This window comes from Sphingomonas humi (assembly GCF_039536725.1).
GTDB classification, from domain to species: domain Bacteria; phylum Pseudomonadota; class Alphaproteobacteria; order Sphingomonadales; family Sphingomonadaceae; genus Sphingomicrobium; species Sphingomicrobium humi.
The window spans coordinates 338,578-358,838 of record NZ_BAAAZD010000001.1 but is presented as its reverse complement, the minus strand read 5'-3'; the positions used below and the strand labels follow the sequence as shown (position 1 = coordinate 358,838).

Here is a 20,261-nt window from a genome sequence, read left to right as displayed (position 1 = left end):
CCATGGAATTCCTGTTCACCGACTGGCTCGGGACCCCCGTGTGGTTCTGGCTGTCCTTCGTCGGCATCGTCGCCGCGCTTACCGCCTTCGACCTCGGCTTCCTTCACAAGGAGGACAAGGAGATGGGGATCGCGGAGAGCCTGAAGCTTTCCGCCTTCTACATCTCGATCGCGCTGGCGTTCGGCGTGTGGGTCTATTTCCAGAAGACCGCGGCCTTTGGCGAGGCCGAGGGCATGCAGCTGACCATCAGCTATTATACCGCCTTCTTCATCGAGAAGGCGCTGTCGATCGACAACGTCTTCGTGATCAGCCTGATCTTCACCTACTTCGCGATCCCGCCGAAGTATCAGTATCGCGCGCTGCTGTGGGGCATCATCGCGGTGATAATGCTGCGCGGGCTGATGATCGGCGTCGGCGCGGCGGTGGTGCAGCAGTATGAGTGGGTGCTCTACATCTTCGCCGCGTTCCTGGTGTTCACGGGGATCAAGATGCTGTTCGCCGGCGACAAGCCGATGGACATCGAGCATAATCCGGTGGTGCGCTTCATCTCCCGCCACATGCGGGTGACCAAGGAGCTTCACGACCAGCATTTCTTCGTGAAGATCGCCGACGGCAAGACCGGCAAGCTGATGTGGGCGGCGACCCCGTTGTTCCTCGCGCTGGTGGTGATCAACCTCGCCGACCTGGTGTTCGCGGTCGACAGCGTGCCGGCGGTGTTCGCGATCACCACCGATACGTTCATCGTTTACACCTCGAACATCATGGCGATCCTCGGCCTGCGCGCGCTCTACTTCGCGCTGGCGGCGATGGTGCACCGCTTCCACTATCTGAAATATGCGCTGGCGCTGGTGCTGGTTTTCATCGGCGCCAAGATCTTCATCGCCGACTTCGTGCTGGGCACGAAGTTCCCGCCGCTGCTCAGCCTCGGCGTCACCGCGGGCCTGATCGCGGGCGGGGTCTTCTATTCGCTGTGGAAGACCAGGGGCGCCGAGGAACCGCAGTGGCCGGCCGGCGAGGACGAAGGTGCGGCCCGGCGCCACGTCCAGGAGCTCACCGACGGCAAGGCCGTGTGAGCGGCGGCGGGCGGCGGCGGCGATGAACGCTGCCGCCTGCTGCCGGCATTACCCGTACGAAACGTCTGACAAATGGGAGAAAAGAAGGATGAAAAATCTCGCTTCCTTGATGCTGGCTTCGGCCCTGCTGGCCAGCCCGGCGATGGCGCAGGGGCAGGCCGCATCTTGCGCGCCGATCCCGGCCGATGCGCCGACCGCCCTGTTCAACCAGTTCAATGCCGCCTGGGCGACGAAGAACCCCGACACGGTGACGGACCTGTTCAGCAAGGATGCGGTGCTGCTGGCGACCGTGTCCAATGTCCCGCGCACCGACCGGGCGGCGATCCGCGACTATTTCGAGGCGTTCCTGAAAGGCGCGCCGGTGGGCACGATCAACACCAGCAACGTCCGCCAGGGCTGCAACATGCTGGTGAAGATGGGCACGTGGACGGTCGCGCTGACCAACCAGAACAGCGGCGTGCGCAACAACGTCAAGGCGCGCTACACCTTCATCTACAAGTATGAAGACGGCGCGTGGAAGATTGCGCACCTCCACAGTTCGATGATGCCGATCAGCGAGTAAAAAGGTTGGGTGGGAGGAAGCCGCAGGTAGCAGTGATGGCGCCGGCCGGCTTCTTCCCACTCACATACGAATGATCAAAGCTCGAGCGATCAGGACTTCTTCGCTGCGGTCTTGGTGTCCGCACCCGCCGCGCTGCACTGGTCGGCGACCTTGCGGGCGGTGATCTCCTCGACCAGCGTATAGTCGCCGGGGCCGGAGAAACTGCTGTTGGCGTTCAGCGATCCCGAGAAGCCTTCGGCGTCATATTTGCCGTTGAAGATGGTCATCACCTTGCCCTGCCCCTTGCGGTTGCAGTCGAGCGTGACGTTCATCCGGCCCGAGCGGACATAGGGGTCGGTGACGGTGCACTGGTCCCCCTTGGCGGCGAGCAGTTCGGGCGCGGGCAGGCCGTCGTCGCCGACGCAGCCTTGCGACTTCACCGTGTCGCCGACCTTGGCGAAAGTGGGGACGGGGGTCTTGTCGGTGGACGCGAGCGATTTGACCGTCGCGGTCACTTCATAGGTGCCGGCGGCGAGCTTGGCCGGCACTTCGGCCTTCTTGGGTGCTTCGGCTTCCTGCCCGCAGGCGGCAAGGCCGAGACAAAGGGCGGCGAACGCAACACGCTTCATAGACTTGATCCCCCTGGAAAATACCGGTCGGCCGCCAGCTTAGCGGAGCCGGCGGTCCGTGCAACGCCGGTTCAGGCCTTGCGGCGGCGGGTGGGGGCGTGAAAGTCGGGCGACTTGTTCGCGACCCAGCCGAGGAAACGGGCAAGCTCGGGATTGAGGGCGAGCGCCTGCGGGTTGTCGCCGGCCTTTTCCAATTCCTTGTTGGTGAAGGTCGCGTGGAGCGTCCGGTGGCAGATCGGGTGAACTGGCCGGGTGACCCGCCCACCGCGCGACTTTGGAACGGGGTGATGCTGTTCGACCCTGCGACCGAGCGGCCGGCCGCACAGCCAGCATGCCTCCTCCTCCACCATGGCAGCATAACTCAGGACCGGCGAAGCGGTGCCCCGGCGAGTTGGCCCTTGCAGTTGGCGGTGGCGAGCGGCGGCGGGGCATCGGGGCGGAGCGCCACGCGGTCCGTCAGCTGGACGAGGCGCCGAACATAGGCATCAGTGAAGACCGTGGCGCAGGTCCGGCTGAGGTGGCTCCATTCGGGAATGTCGAGGCCCTGAGCAGCCGGCAGATCGTCGGCGTGGATCCCGCGCGCGGGAACCTGCGCCAGGAGCCGGTCCCACACCTTCGCCTTGGGCATCCGCTGTTCCTCGTTGACGCGCAATTGCGGGGCCGAAGGCGGGCGGATGAAGATCACGTCGCCGCCCCGGGCGCGGATGCGGTTCACCGCGTCACGGCTGCGGGCGATGGTTTCGGCGATGTCGGCGGGTCTGCCGGGCGGGCCCTTGAACCCGCCCCAGGCGTGCCGGGCCTGGTCCTGCAGGTAGCCGGGCTTTTCGATCTCGCCCCACATGAAACGCTGGCGGCCGGGGAAGCTTTCATCGACCTTCCACACGTCGTCGTAGGGACTGTCGCTGCCTTTTCGCCAGCCATGGTCGTTTCGCGACAAAAGGCGGCTGAGGCGCATGTCTTCATCGAGGAAGGCGAAGAGCTGCTGCAGCCAGCGGTCGAGGTAGAGGCCGCTGATCTGGCTCGGCTCCCGGTTGCGGGCGTAGCCGTCGATCCAGGGCGCGCCGACCCCGGCACCGGCCTTGACCGGGCGGAAGTAACTGGTGTCGGCCATGCCGACCAGCAGCAGGCCCTTGTAGGCAGGATCGGCGGCGATGTTTTCGAGCAGGTTGCGGCCGTTGGTGCCGTGGATCGCTAGCTGTTTGGGCGCGACGCCGGTCAGCCGCTGGAAATGCGCAAGGTCGGTGTCGAACAGGATCCGGCTGTCGCCGACGATCACGAGGTCGTCGGGTGCGATGCTGGCCCGCGTCTCCGCCCATTTCTGCGGACTGTCGCCGATGTCGGCGGTGCGGAGGCCGAAACCCCTCGCCCAGGCTTCCCAGCCGCCGACGCCGATCAGCATGACGAGCAGGGCTACCAGCGCGATCCCCTTCCACGGCCGGGCCGGGACGTCGCGGACCGGCACGGGCTGGGCCTGGCCCGGGCGGTCGCTGGCGGTCAGGCGAAGCCCCCTCGGAAGCGCCCCTTCGCGGATGGTGCCGACCGGCGGCAGCGGGGCGTCAGAAGGCGAAGTAGATGAAGGCATTGCCGCGCCCCTGTTCGATGATGACGAGGAAGGCCATGAGGCCGAGGACCGGGGCCAGCACCCACGCCGGCGCCTGCTCCACCACCGCTTCAAGCGTGGTGTCGCGCATCCGCCAGTGGATGAGGAAGATGGCGGTCACGATCCCGAAGGCGGCCAGAAGATCGAAGCCCGGAAGCAAGGCGACGCCGCCGGGCGCATGGCCGCCCATGCTGGCGAGGATGGTCCCGGCGGTGCCGAAGGTCTTGGCGCGGAAGAACACCCAGGTGACGTTGATCGCCATGAAGGTGAGGAGCGCGAGGCCGAACAGCTGGACCTGGCCCGGCTGCCAGCCCCCGAAGCGGCCCTTCAGCCAGCGTTCGACCGACAGGTACAGGCCGTGAAGCCCGCCCCACACGACGAAGGTCCAGGCAGCGCCATGCCACAGGCCGCCCAGCAGCATGGTCCCCATCAGCGCCATGTAGGTGCGCGCGGGGCCATGGCGATTGCCGCCAAGCGGGATGTAGAGATAGTCGCGCAGCCACGACGACAGCGTGATGTGCCAGCGCCTCCAGAAGTCCGAAAAGCCGACCGCGCCATAGGGAAAGCGGAAATTGTCGGGCATCGCGAAGCCGAGCGCCAGGGCGACCCCGATCGCCGAGGTCGAATAGCCCGCGAAATCGCAGAAGATCTGCCCGGCAAAGGCGAGCACGCCGGCCCAGGCGTCGAGCGTCAGCGGGACCTTGTTGGCATCGAACACCGTCTCCGCGATCGGGGACAGCAGGCCGTCTGCGATCACCACCTTCTGGAACATGCCGAGGGTCAGCAGGGCGAGGCCGAACAGGATCATGTTGGCACTCGCCCGGCGCGGCTGTTCGAACTGGGGGACGAGTTCGGTCGGCCGCATGATCGGCCCCGCGACGAGGTGCGGGAAGAAGGTCACGAACAGGGCGTAGTCGAGGAAATGCTTCGCCGGCTCCGCGCGCCGCAGATAGACGTCGAGCGTGTAGCTCAGCGTCGCGAAGGTGTAGAAGCTGATCCCGACCGGGAGGATGATGTCCCAGGCGGGCGGCTGGTAGGCGATGCCCGCGGCGTTCAGGATTTCCGCGAAATTCTCGAGCAGGAAATTGCCGTATTTGAAGTAGCCGAGCATCCCGAGGTTCACGACCACCGAGACGATCATCCACGCGCGGCGCGTGGATTGCCGCTGCGAGCGCACCATCCATTGTGCCGCCCACCAGTCGACCACGGTCGACACCCACAGGAGGATGACGAACGGCGGGTTCCAGGCGGCGTAGAACAGGTAGCTGGCGACCAGCAGGTTGAGCTTCTTCTGGCGCCAGGAGAAAGGCGCGTTGTGAAGCGCGAGGACGATCGCGAAGAAGACCACGAAGGTCAGCGAGTTGAAAATCATGCGGCGGCGGCCCCCCTGGGCATGAGCACGCAGCACAGGTGGCACCCCCCGGCACCACGGCGAACGGCGTAACCTAGTCCGGCCGCTTTATCCAGCGCGTGCCGAATTGCGGGACGGGGCCGCAGCCCCCATATGTTCCTCCATGCAAATCCAGATCCGCACGAGCCTTGCCGAGCCTGAAACCGGCAGTGATTTCGTGCCGCATCGGCCGGCGCGCCCTGAGAAAGCGGAAGGCGGACGCCCGTTTGTCCTCAAGAGCGAGTACGAGCCGGCGGGCGACCAGCCGACCGCGATCCGGGAGCTGGTCGAGGGGATCAGCGAGGGCGGCGAGAAGAGCCAGGTGCTGCTGGGCGTCACGGGATCGGGCAAGACCTTCACCATGGCGCAGGTGATCCAGCACACCCAGCGCCCGGCACTGGTGCTGGCGCCGAACAAGATCCTGGCCGCGCAGCTCTATGGCGAGTTCAAGAGCTTCTTTCCCGACAATGCGGTCGAATATTTCGTCAGCTACTACGACTACTACCAGCCCGAAGCCTACGTGCCGCGGACCGACACCTACATCGAGAAGGAAAGCTCGGTGAACGAAGCGATCGACCGGATGCGGCATTCGGCGACGCGTGCGCTCTTGGAACGGGACGATGTGATCATCGTCGCGTCGGTCAGCTGCCTGTACGGCATCGGGTCGGTCGAAACCTATTCGGCGATGGTCTTCAGCCTGAAGAAGGGCGAGATGGCCGACCAGCGCGAGGTGATCCGCAAGCTGGTCGCGCTGCAGTACAAGCGTAACGACGCGGCTTTCAATCGCGGCAATTTTCGCGTGCGCGGCGACAGCCTGGAGATCTTCCCGTCCCACTATGAGGATAGCGCGTGGCGGGTCAGTTTCTTCGGCGACGAGATCGAGGACATCGTGGAGTTCGATCCGCTGACCGGCAAGAAGGTCGGCAGCCTGCCGAGCGTGAAGGTCTACGCCAACAGCCACTATGTGACGCCCGGGCCGACGATGAAGCAGGCTGCGGCCGCGATCCGCCACGAGCTGGAGGAAAGGTTGAAGGAGCTGAATGCCGAAGGGCGCTATCTCGAAGCGCAAAGGCTCGAGCAGCGCACCAATTTCGACCTCGAGATGATCGCGGCGACGGGGAGCTGCGCGGGGATCGAGAATTATTCGCGCTTCCTGACCGGGCGCCTGCCGGGCGAACCGCCGCCGACCCTGTTCGAATATCTCCCCGACAATGCGCTTCTGTTCATCGACGAAAGCCACCAGACGGTGCCGCAGATCGGCGCGATGGCGCGGGGCGACCACCGGCGGAAGATCACGCTGGCCGAGTTTGGTTTCCGCCTGCCGAGCTGCATTGATAACCGGCCGCTGCGGTTCAACGAGTGGGACGCGATGCGCCCGCAGTCGGTGTTCGTCAGCGCGACGCCCGGCCCGTGGGAGATGACCGAAACCGGCGGGGTGTTCTCCGAACAGGTGATCCGCCCGACCGGGCTCATCGATCCGCCGGTCGAGATCAAGCCGGTCGAGGACCAGGTCGACGATCTGGTCGCCGAGGCGCGGGCGACGGCGAAGAAGGGCTTCCGGACGCTCGTCACCACCCTGACCAAGCGGATGGCCGAGGATCTCACCGAATATCTGCACGAGGCGGGGCTCAGGGTCCGGTACATGCATTCGGACGTCGAGACGCTGGAGCGGATCGAGCTCATCCGAGATCTTCGACTGGGCGTCTATGACGTGCTGGTCGGGATCAACCTGCTGCGCGAAGGGCTCGACATTCCCGAGTGCGGGCTGGTCGCGATCCTCGATGCGGACAAGGAAGGGTTCCTGCGGTCCGAAACCTCGCTGATCCAGACCATCGGCCGCGCCGCGCGCAACGTCGAGGGCAAGGTCATCCTCTATGCCGACCGGGTCACCGGCAGCATGGAGCGCGCGCTCAACGAGACCAACCGGCGGCGCGAGAAGCAGGAGGAATATAACCGCGAGCACGGCATCACGCCGGCGACGATCAAGCGCGACATCAGCGACATCATCGCGCACGTTTCGACCCGCGACGGGGTGGTGGTCGACACCGGCGATCCCGACACGCCGCATCTCGTCGGGCATAATCTGCGCGCCTACATCAGCGATCTCGAGGAGCGGATGCGCAAGGCCGCGGCCGACCTCGAGTTCGAGGAAGCGGCGCGGCTGCGCGACGAGATCCGCAAGCTGGAAGAGGACGAGCTCGGCATCCCCGACCATCAGCGCGCGGCGCCGCGGGTCGGCAATTCGACCGAGGGCAAGCCTGGCACGCGCAAGACGCGGTTCGGCAAGCAGCAGCAGGTGCGGATGAACAAGCGCGCGCGGCGTTAGCCAAGCCCGCTGGTGCGTTGATCGAAGGAGGGGTAGCTTTCCGCCGCGCGCGTTGCTGAGCCATGCGCGACAACAGGGGAGCCGCCATGAAAGCCATTCTCGCACTCGCCGCCGCCAGCGCGCTGACGCTGTCGGCCTGCGCCACGATCGGGCCGGCGCCGGCCGATCCGGCGCTGTACAGCGCTTCGGTCGCCAATCCGGCGCGGACCGAGGAATTGCGCAAGCTCGACGAGAGCCGAAAGCCGGCCGAGGTGCTGGCGTTCCTCGGGCTGAAGCCCGGCATGGCGGCGGCGGACCTGCTGACCGGCACCGGCTATTGGGCGCAGATCATGGCCTCGGTGGTCGGGCCGAAGGGTTCGGTGACCGCCTTCGAGCCGCAGGAATTCTACGCCGGCGGGGAAGAGAGCAAGAAGCTCGACGCGCTGATCGCCGCGTCACCGGGCGTGACCCTGGCGCGCTATCCGTTCGCGGGCTTTGCGCCGGGCGCCAACCGGTTCGATTTCGCGCTGATCAACCTCAGCTATCACGACCTTTACTGGCAGTCGGAGAAGTTCAAGATTCCGCGCACCGATCCGGCGGCGTTCGTGCGCAACCTGTATGCGGCGATGAAGCCGGGCGCGGTGGTCGGGGTGATCGACCATGTCGGGATGCCGGGCGACACGCGCGCGATCGTCGACAAGGTGCATCGGATCGATCCGGCGACCGTTCGCGCGGACTTCGAACGGGCCGGCTTCCGGCTGGAGGCGGAAAGCCCGATCCTCGCCAATCCGGCGGACGATCACAGCAAGCTGGTGTTCGACCCGTCCATTCGCGGCAAGACCGACCGCTTCCTCTACCGGTTCCGCAAGCCGCGCGGCTGAGCGGAAGAGCTCAGGCCGCGATCCGGGTCAGCTTGGCGAGCGGCAGGGCGGCCGCGCCAAGCCCGGCCCACAATTCGCCTTCGCGGCTGACAACTTCCTGCACCTTGCCGAGGCTGGTGAGGGTGGGCTGGAGCGTCGTGCCGTCGGCGGTCTTGGCGGTGAGCTTCAGGACATAGGCGCCGTCGGGGGCACGCGCGCCGCTGTCGAGCTGTCCAGTCCAGCGGAAGGTGCCGCTGGCGGCGGCGGTGACTGTCGGCCGGGCGACGACCTTGCCGGCGCTGTCGAGGATTTCGGCATCGACCGTGGCGGGCTTGGCCGGCAGGGTCCAGCGCCATTCGGCCTGGTTCTGCCCGCTCAGACTCGAGACCGAGCTGTCGAATTCGGCGGTGCGGCCGATCAGCTGGCCCGCGCTGGTGAGGTCATCGCCCGACATCTTGTCGAGCATGTTGCGCAGGACGCCGGTCTGCTGGATCGACTGTTCGACCTGCGAATATTGCACCAGCTGCTGGGTGCCAGCAAGCTGAGCGACGTGGTCGAAGCGTCGGTCGGCAACCTGGTCGACGCCGACCTCGCCAAGGAAAGCGCCAAGCTGCAGGCCCTCCAGGTCAAGCAGCAGCTCGGCGTCCAGGCGCTGTCGATCGCCAACCAGGCGCCGCAGGCGATCATGTCGCTGTTCCGCTAAGCGGAAGCACTTGGGGGCGGTCCTAATCCCCACAGGGACCGCCTTGAGTGGGGCCGGGGTGATCAACGTGTCGCCCCGGCCCTTTGTGCTTCGCCATGATCCGCCATCGGGCAGGGAGCAGCAACATGCGTGTGCGTGACATCATTCACCGGGACGGGCCGCGGCTTCGTCTCAGCCTCGCGCCGGGCGAGGGCGGGCATGGCCCGCTGATCCGGCTCAGCGATCCGGGCCGCCCGGGTTCGCGTTCCATCCTTCTTGACCTCTACGGGGCCGAGCTTCTCGTCGGCTTCCTGATGAGCGCGCGGCTGTCGGCCGTGGGTGAGCTTGCCGACGAATGCTGCAATGGCGACTATCCGCTGATGATGCGGCTCTGTGCCGTCGGCGGCAGCGTCCGCATCGAACTCGACCAGCTTGGCGAGGGGCTGCCGATTGCCGGCAAGCTGTGGGACCGCCTGTACGCCGAACTACAATTGAACCTTGCGCACGGCCGCAACCTTGCCGCCAGCGGCCGGCCCGGCTTCATGCTGAGCCAGTCGCGCCGCCTGCTGCACTGAGGCCACAAGCCGAGCCGAAAGCGCGACCGGCACCCGGACTTTGCGCCAGGGTGCGAAGCTAGTTCGGCTGTGGTGCGTTGCCCCGATAGCCATGCCGATTCCCGACGAGAAAGCACGGGCCTGGACCCGTCCCGAAGATTATTGGCCGCCGCGCCGGTCGCGGCGCACGGCCCGCCAGCGCTCCGCGCGGCTGGTTCCAGCGGTCGCCGAAGACACCGCTTGCGAGACGCGGCCATTCCTCGACATCGTGCCTTATGCCGTGCTGCTGATGAGCCTCGCGGTGCTTGCGGTCGCGATCATCGCACTCGCCTGGCCCGGCCGGACCGTCCCGCAAAAGGAGGTCGAGCCCGCCGCGACCGAAGTGGGCAATGCGCCCAAGGGCTGGATCAACCAGGCGGACCCCGCTCGTCGCTGACGCGCGGCTCGGCTAGGGCAGGCGCATGGAACTCCAGCATCTCGCCCGCCCCAGCGGTCATGCCATCGCCGTCCGCCATCACCTGAAACGCGGCGATGCGCAGACCATCCTGTTTCTGCCCGGCTACGCGTCCGACATGATGGGTTCGAAGGCGGTCGCGCTCGACGCGCTGGCGGACCGGGAGGGGCTCGGGATGCTCCGCTTCGACTATCGCGGCACGGGCGAAAGCGAAGGCCGGTTCGCCGACTTCACGCTGGAGGACTGGCTGGACGATGCCGCGGCCGTGGCCGACACTGCCGCGGGTCCGCTGCTTCTCGTCGGCTCGTCGATGGGCGGCTGGCTGATGCTTCACCTTGCCGAGCGGTTGGGCGACCGGGTGAAAGCGATCGTCGGGATCGCCGCGGCCCCTGACTTCACCGACTGGGGCTATACCGACGCGGAAAAGCAGGCACTCGGCCGCGACGGCGAGCTGCGCCGCGACAACCCTTATGGCGGCGACGCGGAGCTGACGACGCTAGCGCTGTGGCAGTCGGGAGAGCGGCTTCGGCTGCTTGACCGGGCGGTCGGGTTCGCAGGCCCGGTGCGGCTGCTGCACGGCGATTGCGATGCCGAGGTACCGTTGGACATCGCCGCGCGGCTGAAGGACGCGCTCGTCTCGAGCGACGTCCAGCTGACCATCGTCAAGGGCGGCACCCACCGCCTTTCCGCGCCGCACGAACTTGCGCTGCTCGAACGCACGGTAATGGGCTTGGCAGCGGGTGTCCCAGCACCCATCTGGCCGGCATGAAATTCCTTCACACCATGATCCGGGTCACCGACCCCGATGCCACCGTCCGCTTCTTTAACCTGCTCGGCCTCGATGAGCGTCGCAGGATGGAAAATGAAGGCGGCCGTTTCACTCTCATCTTCCTCGGCGTACCGGGCGACGAGGGCGGCGAAGTCGAGCTGACCTATAATTGGGACCCGGAAGAGTATGACGGCGGCCGCAATTTCGGCCACCTCGCCTATCAGGTGGACGATGTGTACGCGACCTGCCAGCGGCTGATGGACGCGGGCGTCACCATCAACCGTCCGCCGCGTGATGGCCGCATGGCCTTCGTCCGCACCCCCGACGACATCTCGATCGAGCTGCTGAACAAGGGTGGCGCGAAAGCCCCGGCCGAGCCGTGGGCGTCGATGCCGAATACGGGCGTCTGGTGATCGAGGTCGCGCTCCTTCCGGCGCTCAGCGACAATTACATCTGGCTGCTGCACGATGCGGAAGCCGGGCATACCGCGGTGGTCGATCCCGGCGACGGAGCGGTGGCGCTGAAGGGCGCGGCGGAACGCGGCTGGACGATCGACCAGGTGATGGTCACTCACTGGCACCCCGATCATACCGCCGGCATCCCCGCCGTGGTTGCCGCCACCCGCGCCAAAGTGTGGGGACCAGAAGCCGAGCGCGACAAGTTTCCCGGCCTCGACCATGGTCTCGCCGATGGTGATGGGGTCGAGGTCGGCGGTGCGCAGGCGCGGGTCTGGCACGTGCCCGGCCACACGCTCGGCCATATCGCCTTCATCCTCGACGGGCATGCGTTCGTCGGCGACACCTTGTTCGCGGGCGGTTGCGGTCGCCTGTTCGAAGGCACGCCGGCGCAGATGCACGCCTCGCTCCAGCGGCTTGCGACCCTGCCGGACGAGACGATCGTCTATCCCGCGCACGAATACAGCCTGTCGAACTACCGTTTCCTCGCCGCGCAGGCGCCCGACGACGCGGCAGTGCAGCGGCGGCTGGGCGAGATCGAGGCGCTGCGGTCGGACGGCAAGCCGACCCTGCCGACCACCATCGCCGAGGAGAAGGCGAGCAACCTCTTCATGCGCGCACCCGACGCCGCCGAATTCGCGCGCCTGCGGGCCGCAAAGGACAGCTTCCGTTAAGCGTGGAGAGAGCAGCCTGTTCAGGCGTTCTTCACGTGACCACCTTGCCAAGGAACCGCTGCCATGCGCCGCCTGACCATCGCTTCGATCACCGTGCTGGCTTCGGCCGGACTGCTCGCATCCTGTGCCACGACCGCGGGCAATCCCGAGCCGCGCTCGCCGAAGGCCCAGGCGGAACTCGATCGGTGGCTGACCGGCAAGGTCGCCGGCCAGTCGCAATCATGCCTTCCCAATTATCGCGCGCAGGACATGGTGGTGATCGACGAGAACACCATCCTCTTCCGCGACGGATCCAACCGGGTGTGGCGAACCGATCTGCGCGGCCCTTGCAACGGGCTTGGCCGGCCCGGCACCGCGCTTCTGACCAAGCAGTTCGGCGGCACCGGCATGTGCAGCGGCGAGATCGCCCAGGTGATCGACACCGCGGGTGGTTTCACCGTCGGCAGCTGCGCCATGGGTGAGTTCGTACCCTACACCGGGCCGACCCCGCGGCGCTGAACCCTATTTGCCGTAGAGCGCGTCCAGTCGCTCGCCATAGGCCTGCTTCAGGACGTGGCGGCGGATCTTCATGCTCGGCGTCATCTGCTCGTTGTCGACGCTGAATGCTTCGTCGGCGAGGGTGAAGCGGCGGACCTTTTCGACGACGCTCAATTCGGCGTTGACCCGGTCGACCGCCTTCTGGAGCTTGGCGCGGATGGTCGCCTCGTCGCCCTTCACGTCGGGCTCGGGGACCAGCAGCGCGACGAGGTGCGGCCGGCGGTCGCCATAGACCATCGCCTGCGCGATCTCGGGCTGCAGCGTCAGCATCCCCTCGACCCGCTGGGGCGAGACATTGTCGCCCTTGTCGTTGACGATCAGGTCCTTCTTGCGATCGGTGATGACGATCCGGCCGCCATCGTCGAAATGGCCGACGTCACCGGTGTGCAGCCAGCCGTCCTTTAGGACCCGCGCGGTTTCCTCGTCGTTGTTCCAATAGCCGTGCATGACCAGCTCGCCGCGGACCAGCAGCTCGCCGTCCTCCGCGAACCGCACTTCGGTGTCGAGCAGCGGCGGGCCGACCGTCTCCATCCGGATCCCGTTCTTGGGCCGGTTGCAGCTGATCACCGGCCCGGCCTCGGTCTGGCCATAGCCTTGCAACATGGTGATCCCGAGCGAGTGGAAGAACAGGCCGACGTCCGGGTTCAGCGGCGCGCCGCCCGACACCATCGCCTTGATCCGCCCGCCGAATTTCTGTGACACCTTGCGCTTCAACAGCAGCCTGACCGCGAGGTCGGCCGGCCAGTCCTTGATCGGGATCGAGCCCTTGTCGTAGCGCTCCTTGCCGATCTCGAGCGCGCGGGCGAGCAGCTTGGCGCCGATCCCGCCCTGCTTCTCGATGGTCTTGAGCATCCGCTGGCGCAGCATCTCGAACAGGCGCGGGACCACCACCATCAGGGTCGGGCGGACTTCCTCGATGTTGGCGGCAAGCTTTTCGAGGCTTTCGGCGAAGTAGATCTGGGCGCCGAGCGCGATCGGGAACATCTGTCCGCCGCTATGCTCATAGGCGTGGCTCGCGGGGAGGAAGGACAGGAAGACCTCGTCGTCCCAGCCGAAGTCGTTGGCGATGACGTCGATGCAGGCGGCGGTATTGTGCAGGATCGCGCCATGATGCTGGCGAACCCCGCGCGGGGCGCCGCCGGTGCCGCTGGTGTAGATCAGGCAGGCAAGGTCGTCGCGGCCGATTCCTGAGACGCGGGCGCGCACATCGTCGAGGCTGCCGCCGCTTGCGACCAGGTCCGACCAGATGTGGAACTTGGCGCCATTGACCGGCTGGCCGGTGCGAATGTCCTCGATCCCGATCACGTCGTGGCAATCGGAGGAAAACAGCACTGCCGGGATCAGCGTCTTGGCGAGCTTCTGGTTGGAAACGACGACCGCGCGCGCACCCGAATTGCTGAGGATATGGGTGTGATCGCGGGTCGTGTTGGTGGTGTAGGTCGGCACCGTGACGCAGCCGGCGGCCATGATCGCAAGGTCGGCGATCAGCCATTCGGGGCGGTTCTCGCTGACCAGCATCACCCGGTCGCCGGGCTTGAGGCCGAGCTCCAGGAGGCTTTGCGACAGTGCGGCGACCTGGCGCGCGGCTTCGGTGTAGCTGATCGACTGCCAGCGGCCGTCGCGCTTGGCCCACAGGAACGGCGTGTCGCCGCGCTGTGCCACCCGGTCGAGGAACATCGCGACCAGGTTGGGAAAATGCTCCAGCCTGTTGCCCTTGCGCACGACCTTCAGTCTCCTCCGCCCACTTCGAACCGCAGGCATCTAGAGCAGTCGGGGCCGGTGCGCAAAAGAGTGCCGAAGGGCCCCTTCCGCTAGAACCCCGCAGCGAGGGTCAGGGCAGGCCCGCTGCGCGGATCGGCATTGCCAGTCACCCGGAAGCGATAGTCGAGATGGGCGCGCAGATTGGGCCGCAGCTGGTAGCTGAGCCGCGGTCCCGCATCGAAGCGGTGGAGGCCGGGCTGGATCCCGCCCCATATGCCCCCGCCGATCGCGAAGCGAGGCATGAAGGGATAGGTGGCGGCAAGTGCCCCGTCGGCGAACAGGTCGCGGCGGTTGGCGCCGACAACGCCGGCCTGGCCATAGCCGTCGAGCATGGCCCCGAACGGCAGCGGCTGGCTGTAGACCCCGCCCTCGGCGAGCAATGCGAAGGCATCGCGTCCGCCGCCGAGCGCGCCACCAAGCTGTTGCCGACGCTCGGCCAGCAGCCGGACGGGCAGGGCCTTGAGCGGCTGCCAGCTGATCCCGAACGCGCCTTCGCCGCCAGCCAGTGCCTGGTTGCGCGCGCTTCGCCCCTGCGGGATCAGCGCACTTGACGCGCGCAGATAGGCGCCCAGCGTCGCCAGTGGGCGCCAGCTGATCCGCATCCCGGCCTGGCTGCCGCCGAGCGACCCGGCGGAGGCGAGGCCGGGGTTAAGGCTGCCGTCCGACCCGTCAAGCCGATAGGTGCCTTCCCGAGGCCTCAGCATCGCCCAGGCATCGACCGACCAGCGGTTCGGTGCGGCCGAGGCAAGCGGCTGTTCGCCGCGGTCCCGCCCCTTGCCCCAGCGCGGCGTCACCTGAGTCGAGGTACCGAGCGCGACCGAGCCGATGCTGCCGATCGCCGGCCATTGGTCGATCGACGGGACCGGTGCGCCATAGCCCTGGGCGCCGCCCTCATCGAGGCTCGCGGTGCGGTAGACCGCTTCGGAAGGGGGCCTGATTCGCGGTTCGTAGCTCGCTTGCGCCGGCACCGGATAGGGCATCGGATAATAGACCGGGCGCACCATGCGCTGCGCTTGCGGCGGCGGCATCATCACCGGGTAGGGCGCGGCCATGTAGGGATAGGGCGATGGGCCGTAAGCGGGGGGATAAGGATAGCCGGCGGGATAGGGATAGCCGGCGGGCCCGGGCGGATAGGGTGCCGGCTGTGCCTGCGCATATTGCTCGGCCGGGGCCGGGCCCATGTCGGCGGGAACGCCCGGCGGCAGGATCGCCTCGGCCGGAGCCGCCTTGTCGCTGGTTGCCGCTGACGTCAGGGCGGGCGCATCGAGGGCCAGCGCGCTGCTTGCGGTGCGCAGGCCCACGTAGGCGAGGATGGCGAGCCCGAGGAAGCGGATCGGCGCGCTCATGACCGGGCGGGCCCGGCTGGTAGCAGGTGGTCGGCGGGAAAGATGTGTTCGGTCTTGTCCCACTTCTTGGGACCGCCCCCCGCGTGCAGGAACAGCGCGCGGCCGGCGGCGAGAATGGCGATCAGGTTGGCGATGGCGATGCGCGGGATCGACGCCAGCCCTTCCCCGAAACCGTAGACGTGGGTGGTGAAGGCGATCCGCATGAACACTCTCCAGAGGAGCAGGGCGAAGTTGACGTGGAGCAGGGTCGCCAGCAGCGGCGAGGCTTGCGGCGGCAGGGGCGCGCCAAGCTTGGAGGCGAGCCACAATTGCCCCCACAGCAGGGCCGACAGGTAACCGGCGAGCAGGAGGACAGCGGCAAACGGCCCGCGCCGGTCGCGCAGCCGGAACCAGCGCTCGCCAAGGCCGCCGCGCCAGCCGAGCCGGTCCCAGCCGGCAAAGGCGATCCCGCCCAGCCAGCGCGCCTTTTGGCGAACGGCTGCACCAAGCGTGTTCGGGAAATGCCCGCGGCTCGCGACCACGCCGGGATGGCCGGGGCTCTCGGGCAGACGAACGAAGATCGTCCGCTCGCCGAGCGCGCCGATGCGCAGGCCCATTTCATAGTCTTCGGTCATCGACCCGCCCGCGAAGGGCTTCCCGTCATGCGCGGCGGCGAGCCTGGCGATGGCGAAGCGCGAGATGGCGCAGCCGACCCCGGCGAGCGGGATCGAGGCGCCGACCGCCTCGCGAACCACCAGCTCCTTGCCGTGAGATTCGGCGAACTCGTCGCAATAATGGCCCGAAATCCACTCGCTCGAGCGATCGGGGAGGGGGACGACCGGCAACTGGATCACTCCGGCCCGGTCGGCCAGCTGGTCGAAGATCCTGAGTTCAAGCGGGTGGACGAGGTCCTCCGCGTCATGCAGCACGACCGCCCGCGCCTGCCGCCCGCTCGCCGCCTCGAGCCGGACGAGGAAGGCGTAGAGGTGGTTCAGGCAATCGGCCTTGGTGGTCGGCCCGTCGGACGGCACTTCGACCGCCATCACCCGCGGATCGGCGACCCCCTCGATCGCCAACCGGGTCGCGGGGTCGTTGCGATAATAGCCGACCAGCAAGGTATAGTCCGGGTGATCGAAGCTACGCAGCGTCGCGCGGAGCATGGCGCGGATGACCGCGGATTCGTCCCAGGCCGGGATCATCACCACCAGCCAGCCGCTCGGCCGGCCCTCGACGAGCGAACGCGCGTCGCCGCGCGGGTGGCGGCGATAGACGGTGATCGCGCGCCAGCCGTTGCGCGCGAAAAAGATGATGTCGACCAGCAGGTCGTCGATCGAGAAGAGGAAGAAGCCGACTGCTGCGAACAGCGCCAGTTCGGCCGCACATTCGGCAAGGAAAAGCTGCAACGTCACTGCGCGCATCCCTCGGGCCGCGGTGACGAACGCTTGCAGAAAAGTGAATCCACCCGGCCCACACGCCCCCAAGCGCTGGTTATCCGAGCCCGACCTTTGTCTCACGAGCGGGACGGGCTTGCAAGCCGCTTGCGCCGCGCCCCTTCCCACGCCATCCCTCGCCTCCGAGATTATCTGTTGGGGGACAATGACGTGAACCTGCCCGCCATGGTGCCGGAGTGGCTGTTCTGGGCGTTCATCGCGCTGCTTGCGCTTGCTGCGGTGCAGGACGCGATGATGTTGAAGATCAGCAATTATATCTGCGGCGCGGTGCTGTTGCTGGGGATTGGCGGGGCGATCGCCCATGGCCCGCAGATCGCGTTGTGGGAGAACGGACTGGTATTCGCGATCGCACTGGTGATCGGCACCTTCCTGTTCGGGCGCGGCATCCTTGGCGGCGGCGACGTCAAGCTGTTCGCGGCCACCGTGCTGTGGTTCGACCTTGGCGGCGCCGGCCGGCTGCTGACCTGGACGGCGCTTGCGGGCGGCGTGCTTGCGGTCCTGATCATCTTCCTGCGGACCCTGCCCTGGCCCGACGGCCTGCGCGCGCGGGTCCGCGTGCTTCAACCGAAGGCTGGCATCCCCTACGGCATCGCCATCGCGGCCGGGGCGATCATCGCCAGCCTGCAGCTGATCGCGCTCAACGCCGCGTGACCCGCGCGCTGGCCGCACTGCTGGCCGGCCTGCTCGGCATGGCGGGGGCGGCGCAGGCGCAGCGGCTGCTTCATGCCGGCACTTTCTGGGCCGCGCTGGAGCGACCGGGTGGCCTTTGCGAAGCGGTGTCACGCGCCGAACTCATCGCGCCGCCGGGCAGCCCCCAGGCGCGCGCAAGCATCGCCTTCAGTCGCGATCGCAAGCGGCGCGGCGAATTGCACTTCCTTGCCGCACGTGCCTTCCGGCCGGGTGCGGCGGCGGTCCTCACCGTCGGCGACCAGGAGTTCCTGCTGGTGACCCGCGGCCAGAGCGCGTGGAGCCGTGGGCCCGCGCAGGAAGCCGCGATCATCGCCGCGATCCGCCGCAGCGCCGAAATGCGCCTTCGCGGGCAGGGGGTCGGGGGACGGATCAGCGATCGCTACCTGCTGGGCGGTGCACCGACCGCGATCGACGCGGCTGCGCTCGCCTGCGCCGGCTGACCCGCGACCGCGCTCACCAGGAAGACGCCCACTGGAAAAAATCGCCAAACCCGCTACATGGCGCCTCTCCCATGAGCGCTGATACGAACCTGATGGCCATTCCCGGGCCAATCGACCCTGTGCCCGTCCCGCGTCCTGCGGCGGTCGCTTCCGATGGCCGCGTCGAACTGATCGGGCTGAAGCGCGAGCAAATCCGCGAAGCGCTGGAAGGCGCCGGCATGGATGCGCGCCAGGCCAAGCTGCGCTCCAAGCAGCTGTGGCACTGGATCTACAACCGCGGCGTCACCGACTTCGCGCTGATGACCGACATCGCCAAGGCGCAGCAGCCGTGGCTCGCCGAGCGCTTCCGCATCTCACGCCCCGGCGTGATGGAAGCTCAGGTGTCGTCCGACGGCACCCGCAAGTGGTTGCTGCAGACCCACGACGGCCACGATTTCGAAATGGTGTTCATCCCCGACGCCGATCGCGGCACCCTGTGCGTGTCGAGCCAGGTCGGCTGCACCCTCAATTGTCGCTTTTGCCACACCGGGACCATGCGCCTCGTCCGCAATCTCGATATCCACGAGATCGTCGGCCAGGTGATGCTCGCCCGCGACGCGCTGGGCGAATGGCCGAGCCAGCCCGAGGGCCGCATGCTCACCAACATCGTGATGATGGGCATGGGTGAGCCGCTCTACAATTTCGACAATGTCCGCGACGCCCTGAAGATCGTCATGGACGGCGACGGGCTTGGCCTGTCCAAGCGCCGGATCACGCTTTCCACCTCGGGCGTGGTGCCGATGATGGAGAAGTGCGGCGAGGAGATCGGCGTCAATCTCGCGGTGTCGCTGCACGCGGTGACCAAGGAGATCCGCGACGAGATCGTGCCCCTCAATCGCAAATACGGCATCGAGGAACTACTGCAGGCCTGCGCCGACTATCCCGGTGCCAACAATGCCCGCCGCATCACCTTCGAATATGTCATGCTGAAGGGCAAGAACGACAGCGACGACCATGCCCGCGAGCTGGTCCGGCTGATCCGTCACTATCGCCTGCCGGCCAAGGTCAACCTGATCCCGTTCAATCCGTGGCCGGGCGCCGAATATGAATGTTCGACGCCCGAGCGAATCCGCAGCTTCTCGAACATCGTGTTCGAAGGCGGGATCTCGGCGCCGGTCCGCACCCCGCGGGGCCGCGACATCGATGCCGCCTGCGGTCAGCTCAAGACCGCTGCCGAGAAGAAGCGGCGCGCGGACCTCGACCGCGAAACGGCCGCCTGACGATCAGGATCGCGCGGGCTGGAAATTGCCCTTGCGCTGCAACACCCGCGTCTGGAGCTGATCGACCGCATGCGTTCCGCAATACATTGCACCGTTGATGATCGCCCCGGCTGCCTTGTCGCAGCCGTCGGTCGAGCAGGGTGGCAATACTTTGCAGGTCAACGCTACCTCGATCGATTTCCGTTACGCATGTTCCTTATCTAGTTGAAAGTCGGTTCAACTTGTCGGCACTTGCTGCACAGACTGTGCACCCGCGCCCTGTGGTGCTAAGGATCGTCCATAAGGCGCAGGGCTGATGATCCGAATTCAAGCGCAACAGCGGGCCGGGGGCGAGAGCCGCCTTGCCGGGATCCACATGGCGATCCTGACCCTTCGGTGCATGGAGCACTATCGGGAGGTAGCGGGCGACCATCACAGCGCGCTGGTGCTTCTCGCGGTGGTGGCGATCTCCGCGGAACGCCTGACCCGGGTCGGGCTGCCGGAAGACTTGCGCAGTCTCGAAGCGCCGTTCCCGCAAGAGGCGTTGGGCGTCTGCAACATCAGCTCGATCGCGGTCGCCACCGGCCTCAACCGGGAAACCACGCGCCGCTACGTCAATCGCCTGATCGAGCGCGCGATCCTCGAGCGGGGGCCCGATGGAACGGTTCAGTTCACCGCCGGCTACCTGCAAAGCGGCAGCATCGCCAGTCTCCTGCAGATGCAGCTCGATACGCTGGGCCGGTCGGTGACCGAGTTCCTCCGCATGGGCGCGATGACGATCCTGGAAGACTGAGCCGCCGGAGCGGAGCCGCCGCACCCGCCGCTCGTTCTCC

22 protein-coding genes and 1 pseudogene are annotated in these 20,261 nt (G+C 67.0%); 15 read left to right on the top strand and 8 right to left on the bottom strand.

Annotated elements, in window-relative coordinates; translation table 11 throughout:
- Positions 1-2 precede the first annotated feature (2 nt).
- Both ABD729_RS01700 and ABD729_RS01695 read left to right on the top strand, forming a co-directional pair.
- Positions 3-1,073 carry a TerC family protein gene (locus ABD729_RS01700; RefSeq protein ID WP_344708426.1) on the top strand — a complete coding sequence of 357 codons (1,071 nt, stop codon included), beginning with the start codon at positions 3-5 and terminating at the stop codon, positions 1,071-1,073.
- An 88-nt stretch (positions 1,074-1,161) separates the two neighbouring features.
- Positions 1,162-1,635: an SgcJ/EcaC family oxidoreductase gene (locus ABD729_RS01695; RefSeq protein WP_344708425.1), complete on the top strand. Its 474-nt coding sequence runs from the start codon at positions 1,162-1,164 to the stop codon at positions 1,633-1,635.
- A gap of 89 nt (positions 1,636-1,724) precedes the next feature.
- Here ABD729_RS01695 and ABD729_RS01690 read toward each other — a convergent pair whose 3' ends face one another.
- The 4 genes from ABD729_RS01690 to ABD729_RS01675 all read right to left on the bottom strand — a co-directional run bounded on the left by ABD729_RS01690 (position 1,725) and on the right by ABD729_RS01675 (position 5,215).
- Complete coding sequence (locus tag ABD729_RS01690) at positions 1,725-2,243, bottom strand: DUF3617 domain-containing protein (RefSeq protein WP_344708424.1); 519 nt, start codon at positions 2,241-2,243, stop codon at positions 1,725-1,727.
- A gap of 71 nt (positions 2,244-2,314) precedes the next feature.
- A complete protein-coding gene (locus tag ABD729_RS01685) occupies positions 2,315-2,593 on the bottom strand; it encodes an HNH endonuclease (RefSeq protein ID WP_344708423.1) in 279 nt (92 codons plus the stop codon).
- An 11-nt stretch (positions 2,594-2,604) separates the two neighbouring features.
- Positions 2,605-3,825, bottom strand: a complete 1,221-nt coding sequence (locus tag ABD729_RS01680) for a hypothetical protein (RefSeq protein WP_344708422.1) — start codon at positions 3,823-3,825, stop codon at positions 2,605-2,607.
- Positions 3,800-5,215, bottom strand: a complete 1,416-nt coding sequence (locus tag ABD729_RS01675) for an MBOAT family O-acyltransferase (protein WP_344708421.1) — start codon at positions 5,213-5,215, stop codon at positions 3,800-3,802. Before ABD729_RS01675 ends, ABD729_RS01680 begins: the two co-directional genes overlap by 26 nt.
- Before the next feature lie 142 nt (positions 5,216-5,357).
- Here ABD729_RS01675 and uvrB point away from each other — a divergent pair, with 142 nt between their 5' ends.
- The gene (gene uvrB, locus ABD729_RS01670; RefSeq protein WP_344708420.1) at positions 5,358-7,559 is read left to right on the top strand and encodes an excinuclease ABC subunit UvrB; all 2,202 of its coding nucleotides are present in this window, start codon (positions 5,358-5,360) and stop codon (positions 7,557-7,559) included.
- Between the two features lie 86 nt (positions 7,560-7,645).
- A complete protein-coding gene (locus ABD729_RS01665; RefSeq protein ID WP_344708419.1) occupies positions 7,646-8,419 on the top strand; it encodes a class I SAM-dependent methyltransferase in 774 nt (257 codons plus the stop codon).
- Positions 8,420-8,429: 10 nt separating this feature from the next.
- On the opposite strand, the gene ABD729_RS01660 is transcribed toward ABD729_RS01665, so the two are convergent.
- Positions 8,430-8,918 carry a flagellar hook assembly protein FlgD gene (locus tag ABD729_RS01660; protein ID WP_344708418.1) on the bottom strand — a complete coding sequence of 163 codons (489 nt, stop codon included), beginning with the start codon at positions 8,916-8,918 and terminating at the stop codon, positions 8,430-8,432.
- Here ABD729_RS01660 and ABD729_RS01655 point away from each other — a divergent pair.
- From ABD729_RS01655 to ABD729_RS01625, 7 genes and pseudogenes are all read left to right on the top strand, one after another.
- A pseudogene (locus ABD729_RS01655) lies at positions 8,919-9,101 on the top strand (flagellin); the annotation flags it as partial.
- 125 nt (positions 9,102-9,226) lie between these two features.
- Positions 9,227-9,655: a hypothetical protein gene (locus ABD729_RS01650; RefSeq protein WP_344708417.1), complete on the top strand. Its 429-nt coding sequence runs from the start codon at positions 9,227-9,229 to the stop codon at positions 9,653-9,655.
- Between the two features lie 91 nt (positions 9,656-9,746).
- Complete coding sequence (locus ABD729_RS01645) at positions 9,747-10,070, top strand: hypothetical protein (protein ID WP_344708416.1); 324 nt, start codon at positions 9,747-9,749, stop codon at positions 10,068-10,070.
- A gap of 25 nt (positions 10,071-10,095) precedes the next feature.
- The gene (locus ABD729_RS01640; protein ID WP_344708415.1) at positions 10,096-10,857 is read left to right on the top strand and encodes an alpha/beta hydrolase family protein; all 762 of its coding nucleotides are present in this window, start codon (positions 10,096-10,098) and stop codon (positions 10,855-10,857) included.
- Positions 10,854-11,270, top strand: a complete 417-nt coding sequence (locus ABD729_RS01635; protein ID WP_344708414.1) for a VOC family protein — start codon at positions 10,854-10,856, stop codon at positions 11,268-11,270. The genes ABD729_RS01640 and ABD729_RS01635 overlap by 4 nt, the downstream gene beginning before the upstream one ends.
- A complete protein-coding gene (gloB, locus tag ABD729_RS01630; RefSeq protein WP_344709614.1) occupies positions 11,267-11,986 on the top strand; it encodes a hydroxyacylglutathione hydrolase in 720 nt (239 codons plus the stop codon). The genes ABD729_RS01635 and gloB overlap by 4 nt, the downstream gene beginning before the upstream one ends.
- Positions 11,987-12,049: 63 nt before the next feature.
- The gene (locus tag ABD729_RS01625) at positions 12,050-12,484 is read left to right on the top strand and encodes a hypothetical protein (RefSeq protein ID WP_344708413.1); all 435 of its coding nucleotides are present in this window, start codon (positions 12,050-12,052) and stop codon (positions 12,482-12,484) included.
- Between the two features lie 3 nt (positions 12,485-12,487).
- Here the strand turns inward: ABD729_RS01625 and ABD729_RS01620 are convergent, their stop codons facing one another.
- From ABD729_RS01620 to ABD729_RS01610, 3 genes are read right to left on the bottom strand one after another with little or no spacing between them, the layout of a single operon-like run.
- Positions 12,488-14,284, bottom strand: coding sequence for an AMP-dependent synthetase/ligase (locus ABD729_RS01620; protein WP_425564812.1), 1,797 nt, complete (start codon positions 14,282-14,284; stop codon positions 12,488-12,490).
- A 50-nt stretch (positions 14,285-14,334) separates the two neighbouring features.
- Positions 14,335-15,630 carry a hypothetical protein gene (locus tag ABD729_RS01615; RefSeq protein ID WP_344708412.1) on the bottom strand — a complete coding sequence of 432 codons (1,296 nt, stop codon included), beginning with the start codon at positions 15,628-15,630 and terminating at the stop codon, positions 14,335-14,337.
- Complete coding sequence (locus ABD729_RS01610; protein ID WP_425564811.1) at positions 15,627-17,027, bottom strand: glycosyl transferase family protein; 1,401 nt, start codon at positions 17,025-17,027, stop codon at positions 15,627-15,629. The genes ABD729_RS01615 and ABD729_RS01610 overlap by 4 nt, the downstream gene beginning before the upstream one ends.
- A 183-nt stretch (positions 17,028-17,210) precedes the next feature.
- On the opposite strand from ABD729_RS01610, the gene ABD729_RS01605 reads away from it, so the two are divergent.
- From ABD729_RS01605 to ABD729_RS01590, 4 genes are all read left to right on the top strand, one after another.
- Positions 17,211-17,711 (top strand): A24 family peptidase, encoded by a 501-nt coding sequence (locus tag ABD729_RS01605; RefSeq protein WP_344708410.1) that lies wholly within the window; start codon positions 17,211-17,213, stop codon positions 17,709-17,711.
- Positions 17,708-18,190 carry a hypothetical protein gene (locus tag ABD729_RS01600; RefSeq protein WP_344708409.1) on the top strand — a complete coding sequence of 161 codons (483 nt, stop codon included), beginning with the start codon at positions 17,708-17,710 and terminating at the stop codon, positions 18,188-18,190. The genes ABD729_RS01605 and ABD729_RS01600 overlap by 4 nt, the downstream gene beginning before the upstream one ends.
- Before the next feature lie 71 nt (positions 18,191-18,261).
- Complete coding sequence (gene rlmN / locus ABD729_RS01595; protein WP_344708408.1) at positions 18,262-19,449, top strand: dual-specificity RNA methyltransferase RlmN; 1,188 nt, start codon at positions 18,262-18,264, stop codon at positions 19,447-19,449.
- Between the two features lie 295 nt (positions 19,450-19,744).
- Positions 19,745-20,221: a hypothetical protein gene (locus ABD729_RS01590; protein WP_344708407.1), complete on the top strand. Its 477-nt coding sequence runs from the start codon at positions 19,745-19,747 to the stop codon at positions 20,219-20,221.
- The last annotated feature ends 40 nt before the right edge of the window (positions 20,222-20,261 follow it).